This is a genomic window from Pedobacter sp. (assembly GCF_045628745.1).
Taxonomy (GTDB): Bacteria; Bacteroidota; Bacteroidia; order Sphingobacteriales; family Sphingobacteriaceae; genus Pedobacter.
Window position 1 is genome coordinate 1 of record NZ_JAZQPU010000429.1, and the last position, 7883, is coordinate 7883.

A 7883-nucleotide genomic window follows, 5' to 3' on the forward strand; every position below is an offset into this window, starting at 1 on the left:
AGGAGGACATATGGGACCTGGAGATTTTAAAAGAAAATATAAGTACAGAAGTGATATTTCAAGTTCTAGACTATCCTATTGGATAGCTATTATTGTTTCCATCATTGTTTTTTGGTTATTGTGGACTTACTTATAACCTGCTCAACTACCTGAAGGGTATACACTAGGTACACTGCATCCCTTAAATCAAAGCTTTTCAATACTGACATGGAGTCGTTCATTTAAAAATGAGTGACTCCATTTTTCGTTAAGGTTTATTGTGTGCTGTTCTAGTGCCGGGTTGGAGTGAGTCCACGGTGAGTCCACCATGAGCCCACGGTCAGTCCACGTTATGCCGAACAAAGGGTGGACCCACCTTGGACTCATGGTGGATTGGAGGCGCTAACATTACAACGTGTCTATAAGCCGTCACTAAGCCGTGGTTACGGCTTCACCTAGTCGTACCTTCTCGCCAGACTTGCATGCTTTATAAATGGCATCAATAATTTGCAGGTCTTTTAAAGCCTCTTCCCCATCAACAGGCACTATGGGCTTTTTGCCTTCTAAAAGAATAGCAGCCATTTCATCCATTTGTACAGTTTGGTGGGTAACAATAGGTTGGTTAAGCTCGCCCAAATGCGTACGGCCCATAATTGGACCATAGCCTGTAGAAGGCAGCATTTCAGCAAAACCTTTATCGCCGTTAAGGAAAAAACGGTCAAGGTTATTCATGTTATAGGTTGACAAACAAGAGGCTACGGCACCACTGGGGAAGCCCAGCTGAAACTGAATGGTTTCATCAACATCAGTTTTAAACTTTACAGGGTCCGTTTTTGTTTCCTGTGCCGTTACCCATATCGGTTCTTCACCTACCATGTAGCGGGCACCATTGATGGCATAAATGCCGATATCCATTAAGGCACCCCCGCCGGCAAGTTCTTTGCTAAGGCGCCATTGGTTGTTATCGCCAGCTTTGAACCCCGTAAGGCCCTGAAAAAACCTGATCTTGCCAAAGTCGCCATTGTTGCGCATGCGGATTACTTCGAGCGTTTTAGGCTCAAAGTGCATGCGGTAGCCCACCAACAGCTTTACATTGGCCTGTCGACAGGCATCAATCATTTCCTGTCCCTGTTTGGCATTTAAAGCCATTGGTTTTTCACAGATGACCTGCTTGCCTGCTTTAGCGGCACCCAAAACATGGTCGTGGTGCAGGGCATTTGGCGTAATGACATATACAGCATCTATATCAGGGTTATCCTTGATGGTGTGGTAATTTTCATAGTTATAGCAATTTTTTTCAGGGATGTTGTATTTGGCCTGCCAGGCTTTAATCTTTGCAGGTGTGCCACTGATTACACCCACCACCTTAGCATTTTTGCACGATTGCATGGCATCGGCAACGCGGGTGCCATAACCCCCTAAACCCATAATGGCTACCCTGAGGATAGGCCCTTTGTGACCTGCTATCTCTTCCATGATGGGTTTTGCCAGCGCCACCAGGGGCAGCATGGGCAAAGTGATGGTAGATAGCACAAATTTGTGCAGAAAATCGCGGCGAGAATCCATAAACAGTTTATTTAGTTGAACCTCTATAAAGCTAACAAAAGATGCTGATTTTCCGTTTTTAAAAATTCAACTAAAATACTCATTCACAAAATATTAAATCAACAGACTCAGCAGCATCACGCCGAGTAAGCCTAAAATAGAAACCAGGCTTTCCATAGCTGTCCAGGTTAAAAAAGTCTGCTTTAAGGTGAGGCTGAAATACTCTTTGAACATCCAGAAGCCTGTATCGTTAACATGAGAAAACATTAAACTGCCGGCACCCACAGAGAGCACCATTAATTCTGCCGATACACCCGGTACAATTAAAGGGATGACCATGCCCGATGCCGTTAAGGCGGCAACCGTGGCAGAGCCTAAAGTAACTCTTAACACCGCCGTGAGCAGCCAGGCTAAAAATAAGGGGGACAGCTTTATGGGGGCGGCCATGGCAGCTACGGTAGCTCCCACACCACTGTCGATCAGGATCTGTTTAAAGGCCCCACCGGCAGCAATAATCAGGATGATCATGGCAATGCTCTTCACCCCTTCAGTGCAGGAATCCATGGCTTTTTGCAGGGGAACATCCTGGATTAAAATGGTCAGGATGACAGCAATTAGCAAGGCCACTGTAGGGTCAGAGATGAAGGTAAAAAAAGTTTCGAAAGGGGGCCCAGCGCTCAATGCCAGGCCTATGGTGCCCGCGGCAATGACCACCACGGGCAGCAAAGCCACAAAGAAGCTTTTCGATGCCGAAGGCAAGGCTTCTTCAGTGCCAAAGTCTAAATTCTCCTTAAGTTGAATGCTGTTTTTTTTGATGATCAGGCGCGGGAAAAAGATGCCGGCAATGATGGCAATAGGCACTGACAAACAAAGACCGTAAAGGAGGATTTTACCGATATTGGCATGAAAAAGCACCGATAAGGCTACCGGACCGGGGTGTGGCGGCAAAAAGCCATGTGTAACAGATAAGGCCGTTGCCATGGGAATGCCAATGTATAATTTAGGGAGCCCTGTGGCTGCGGCAATGGCAAACACCAATGGAATGAGCACCACAAAACCGGCATTGTAAAACAGCGGAATACCCACCAGCAAACCGGTGAGCAACACGGCCCACTGGATATTTTTTAAGCCAAAGGTCTGCATCAGGACGGCAACGATCTTTCGTGCTGCGCCACTGTCTTCAATCATTTTGCCCATCATGGCCCCTAAAGCCAATACCATCACCATGCCACCCAGCGTACTCCCAATTCCATTTGTGACCGAGGCTGTTACTTTGGCAACAGGCATACCCAGGAGCAAGCCTGTTAGCATGGACACCACCAACAGTGCAATCATAGGACTCCATTTTTTCAAAATCAAAATAAAGAGTATAATGATGCCCAGGAGTACAATCAGTAATGACATAAGCTATGAATTGAGTTCGTAAAGCGTGTGCATGCTCTCTTTCAAAGCGCCATAGAGCTTTTTAAAGATGCTGAAATTCGATCTATAGATGGTCGCATTTGCTGTGTTTGCCGTCACCACTTTGAGCTGCTGATAGTTGGCAGTAGGGTATTTTTGCAGCAAGCCTGCAACCTTCATGGCCAAAAATGCAGCACCTACCGCTGAGGCATCTTCCGTTTGTACAACCACCAGGTTTTTGCCCGTTACATCAGCTAACATCTGTACCCATACCTTGGATTTTAAAAACCCACCACTGATATGGATGTGTGTAATCTCGCTCGCATTTTCTTCCATTGCTTCCAGCACCGATTTCATGGCAAAACAAATGCCTTCTACCACGGCTCTTGAAAAATGACGGCGTTCATGCTGCAGCTTTACCCCAAAAAAGGCGCCACTGCTTTCGCTATCCCAAATGGGGGCACGCTCACCGGTGAGGTAAGGTAGAAATAACAAGCCAGCACTGCCTGCAGGCACCTCCTTAACCGACTGGAAGAACTTTTTATAGGTATCATCTGTGGTCATTTGCTCGTTCATATTTTTTAGCCACCATTGCAATGTTAGTCCCCCGTTATTGATAGGGCCGCCACAAATAAACGTCTCCTCATCAAGGATATAGCTAAAGGTCATGGCTTTTACATTAGGCAAGGGTTTAGGACTTGCCATCCGCACGGCACCGCTGGTGCCGATGGTCATTACCGCTAAGCCTGGTTGATAGGCCATGCTGCCCAGGTTGGCCAAACAGCCGTCACTGGCACCTATATAGAATGGTGTGCCTTTGGCAATGAAATCTATGGCACTGTTGCCCTTAAATTTACGACAATAACGGGTCTTTACAGGTGTAGAAAGCTGCTCTGGGGTAATGCCTGCCATGGCCAGTGCCGGTGCATGCCAGGTTAAGTTTGCTATATCAAACATACCTGTGCAGGAGGCAATGGAATGGTCGATCTGGAATTCCTTAAAAAGCTTATGCCAGATGTATTCCTTGATGGAGATGAAGCGATGAACGCGGTTAAAGAGCTCTGGGTTATTTTCCCTTAGCCACATAATTTTGCACAAAGGCGACATGGGGTGCAGGGGTGTGCCTGTGGCTGTGTACACCGCAAGGCCCTCCTCCCTGTTGCATAAAGCGGTGGCAATGGCAGAAGCACGGTTATCTGCCCAGGTCATCATGGGTGCCAGTGCTTTGCCGTTCATATCTACGGCAATCAGGCTGTGCATCGCGCTGCTGAGGGCGATGGCAACCGGGGTATCAGAAATTTTTTGCAGTAAATGCTGTAAGCTGATCACAAAAGCAGCCCAGATGTCTTCGGGATTTTGTTCGTGATAACCGGGATGTGGAGATTTGAAGGAATAATGGTGTTGGGCGACTTCGAAAGATTTGCCCGCTGCCGTAACGGCAACTGCTTTAACACTACCTGTACCTATGTCTATTCCGACAACATATTCCATAATTGAGATTTATGGATACAAGATAGCATTTTTATAAATTAACAAAGGTGCTAATCTTAGATCAGTTCGGGCCCTGGGTCCGAACTGATCAAGTCAGCTTTAATTACAAGTTACAATAACCTGTACCGATAATTTGGTCGCTCCGCTTTACGTAACGTGGCAGACTTTTTATTTTCTTCTATAGTTACCGAACGAAGCGTTTCTTTAGCAGCTAATTCGGACGGTGATGTACTTGTTCTCTTTACTGTTTTAGCTTTTTTTTCTTCTATGATCATAAGCAGGTTTTTTTGCAGGATTAACAGTTTAAAATGAACGAATGTTTTAAAAAAAAACAAATAAATATTTATTAATTTAAATGTGGATAAAACTGCTGTTTTTCGTGACCGTGCTCATTTTTTTAGCGCCATAAAAAGCTTATTTAATAGGATTAGCGGCGACACCCTCAAAAGTTAACTTCACAGGTTTGATGTAGCCATTTTCATCAAATTCCATTTTATCAATGCAGGTAACGCGGTGGTTGCCATTTGTTTCTCCTAAAGGACGCCTGTGGTAAACGATATAATATTCATCCTTAGTGGGGTGTTTAATAACCGAATGATGCCCGGCACCCCTTGCTACTGCGGGATCTGATTTTAAGATGGTATCAATTCTTTTAAAGGGCCCCATTGGCGAATCAGCAATGGCATAGGCAACAGCGTAATTAGGACCTGTCCATCCCCCTTCAGACCACATGAAATAATACTTGCCATTGCGGATAAACATGAAGGGTCCTTCGGTATAGCCTTCGGGCGTAATGGACTTAAAAACCTCCCCATCCGCACCCGGCACAAAACCCGTAAAGTCTTTATTGAGCCTGGCTATATTGCAATGTCCCCAGCCTCCATAAATAAGGTAATGCTCACCGTCTTTATCCTTAAAAACATACTGATCTATAGGCTGTGCACCATGGTAGAATTTATCGACTAAGGGTTTGCCCAGGTGATCTTTAAAAGGCCCCCCGGGCTTTTTAGCTACGCCAACGCCTATACCGCCATATTCCTGATCGCTCTGGATGTCGTTGGCAGCAAAAAACAGGTAATATTTTTTATCCTTCTTGATGATAGATGGTGCCCACATTGCCTTTTTAGCCCATTTAAAGTCAGCAGTGCTGGCTACTTTAGGGTGTTTCTCCCAGTTGACCAGGTCTTTGGAAGAGAAGGCATCAATAAATAACTGCTCTTCATATTTCGCTGAAAAGGTAGGATAAATCCAATAGGTATCACCAAACACGATGCCTTCAGGATCAGCATACCAGCCCGGAAATATAGGGTTGCCGGAAGTTTTTTTGGCGGCAGGTGCTTGTGCCGCAGCATAAAAACCTGCACAGCAGAGCATCAATAAGATAAATTTCGATTTCATGTCGTTAAAGCTTAAGCCATAAATGATTTTCTAAATATAGAAATAAGCCGCACTTACCTTCCATATAAATCAACAAGAAATTTCAGTTGCTGCTGCAGTTTTGCTGTAAAATACAAACCATGCGGATTTAAACGCCATAGCCAGTTTTTATCTGTAGAGGCCGGGGTATTTATCCTTGCCTTTTCCCCTTTACCTAAAATATCCTGCATGGGGATGACGGCTATTTTCGCAATGGAAGCATAAGCTAAACTGATCATCACCTGGTGGATATTTTTCTTGTTTACCTGATGCCCTACATAAGCACTGAGGCGTTTTTTATCGGCTTTGCTGATGTCGTTTTTATACCAGCCCTTGATGGTATTGTTATCGTGGGTGCCGGTGTAAACCACGGCCTCTGGCGAAGAAAACTGATGCGGAGCATGGATAGAAGCTGCTGCGTTATTACCTACAGCAAACTGCAACACTTTCATGCCAGGCAATTTTAATTGATCACGAAGCTGAAACACGGCATCATCAATTTCACCAAGGTCTTCTGCCAGGAAGGGTAAATCGTTGAAATGTTTGTTCAAGGCTTCAAAAAAGGCAATGCCAGGACCAGCTTTCCAGCCGCCGGTTTTGGCATGTTCACTGCCTGCAGGCACCTCCCAATAGGCAGCGAAAGCACGGAAGTGATCCAGCCTGATCAGGTCGTACAGGTCCATATTTCTGCGGATTCGCGCTACCCACCATTGGTAATCTGCCTTTGCCATGGCCTCCCATCTATAAACAGGCATGCCCCAGAGCTGTCCATTTTCGTTGAAGTAATCTGGTGGCACCCCTGCCATGCCCATGACGTTGCCCTGCTCATCAAGGCTAAAAAGACCAGGGTTGGCCCAAACATCAGCAGAATCTCTGGATGCATAAAAAGGAAGGTCGCCAATGAGCTTAATGTTCATTGTATTGGCATATTTTTTCAGCTGGCTCCATTGCTGCTGCACAATAAATTGCTGCCATTTGATTTCATCAATCAAGTTTTGCTGTATAATGCTAAGGCTATCCATGGCGGCTTTGTCCCTGTTTTTCAAGGCTGCCGGCCATTCATACCAGGGTTGGTTGTCATGAAGTTTCTTCAGCACCTCGAACAAGGCATAATCATCAAGCCAGTAGTGTTCCTTTTCGCAGAATGCAGCAAACTTTTGCTGCAAGCCTAAGGCCTGGCCTTTATCTTTAAACTGCTGGTAAGCTTTTGCCAATAACTGGCTTTTATGGGCTGTTACTTTTTTATAGTTCACTGCGGTGCTGCGTTTCAGCTGCTGCCCATTGAGGTCAGCCTCGTCAAGCAAGCCTTGTTGAAGCAGCAATTCAGGACTGAGGAATAGGATATTACCCGCCATCACCGACTGGGAACTATAAGGTGAATAAGCCTGGGAAGCGTTTACAGGATTGAGGGGCAGCACCTGCCAAAACCTTTGTCCGGCAGCGGCTAAAAAGTCAATAAAACATTTAGCCTCAGCGCCAAAGTCGCCGATACCATAAACAGAAGGCAAAGAAAATACAGGCATCAGGATACCTGCTGCCCTTTGCGGTGTTTCCTGGTGAAAATGCAAAACCGCCATAGGGATGACGCTAAAAATTTCGCTGACCTTCAAGGCTGTATTTGCAGTGCCTTTAATGCCCGTTAACTGTTCCTTAAATTGTATGGGAAGGTGTGCCGGTAAGACCACACGGGTATCTTCCCACAGCTGCGGTTGAAGCTGTTCAGGATCCCCTTCGGTCATGATGGCCACCTTTACCGGCACCACCACCACGAGCCAGTCATTTTTATAATGACGTGCGAAGGCAAGCAAACGTGCAGCATGTTTACCGGTAACGGTAAGCGGGATATACAAACCTTCAGCAAAAAGCAAGGGATATTGTTTTCTCAGCTGCAGCATTCGTTGCAGCAGCAACATTTTAATTTTGCCGTTTTCACTTTGCTGCCATAAAGCGGAAAGGTTGTTTTCATCCTGCATGATCTCCTGGAGGTATTGCTCCCTGAGGGTATAATCTACCGCCCTCCTGTTATCAGGATCCACCATACTTAAATCCCA

6 protein-coding genes are annotated in these 7883 nt (G+C 45.7%); all 6 read right to left on the reverse strand.

Annotation, left to right across the window (positions count from 1 at the left end; genetic code table 11):
* Positions 1–411: 411 nt before the first annotated feature.
* A complete protein-coding gene (locus ACR2F7_RS15615) occupies positions 412–1545 on the reverse strand; it encodes a Gfo/Idh/MocA family protein (RefSeq protein ID WP_432714473.1) in 1134 nt (377 codons plus the stop codon).
* 93 nt (positions 1546–1638) lie between these two features.
* Complete coding sequence (locus ACR2F7_RS15620) at positions 1639–2928, reverse strand: gluconate:H+ symporter (protein ID WP_432714474.1); 1290 nt, start codon at positions 2926–2928, stop codon at positions 1639–1641.
* Between the two features lie 3 nt (positions 2929–2931).
* Positions 2932–4416 (reverse strand): gluconokinase, encoded by a 1485-nt coding sequence (locus tag ACR2F7_RS15625; protein WP_432714475.1) that lies wholly within the window; start codon positions 4414–4416, stop codon positions 2932–2934.
* Positions 4417–4526: 110 nt separating this feature from the next.
* Positions 4527–4691 carry a hypothetical protein gene (locus ACR2F7_RS15630; RefSeq protein ID WP_432714476.1) on the reverse strand — a complete coding sequence of 55 codons (165 nt, stop codon included), beginning with the start codon at positions 4689–4691 and terminating at the stop codon, positions 4527–4529.
* Positions 4692–4830: 139 nt separating this feature from the next.
* Positions 4831–5814, reverse strand: coding sequence for a glycoside hydrolase family 43 protein (locus tag ACR2F7_RS15635; protein ID WP_432714477.1), 984 nt, complete (start codon positions 5812–5814; stop codon positions 4831–4833).
* Positions 5815–5867: 53 nt separating this feature from the next.
* Positions 5868–7883 (reverse strand): 4-alpha-glucanotransferase (gene malQ / locus ACR2F7_RS15640; protein ID WP_432714478.1); only part of this gene is annotated, 2016 nt, incomplete at its 5' end.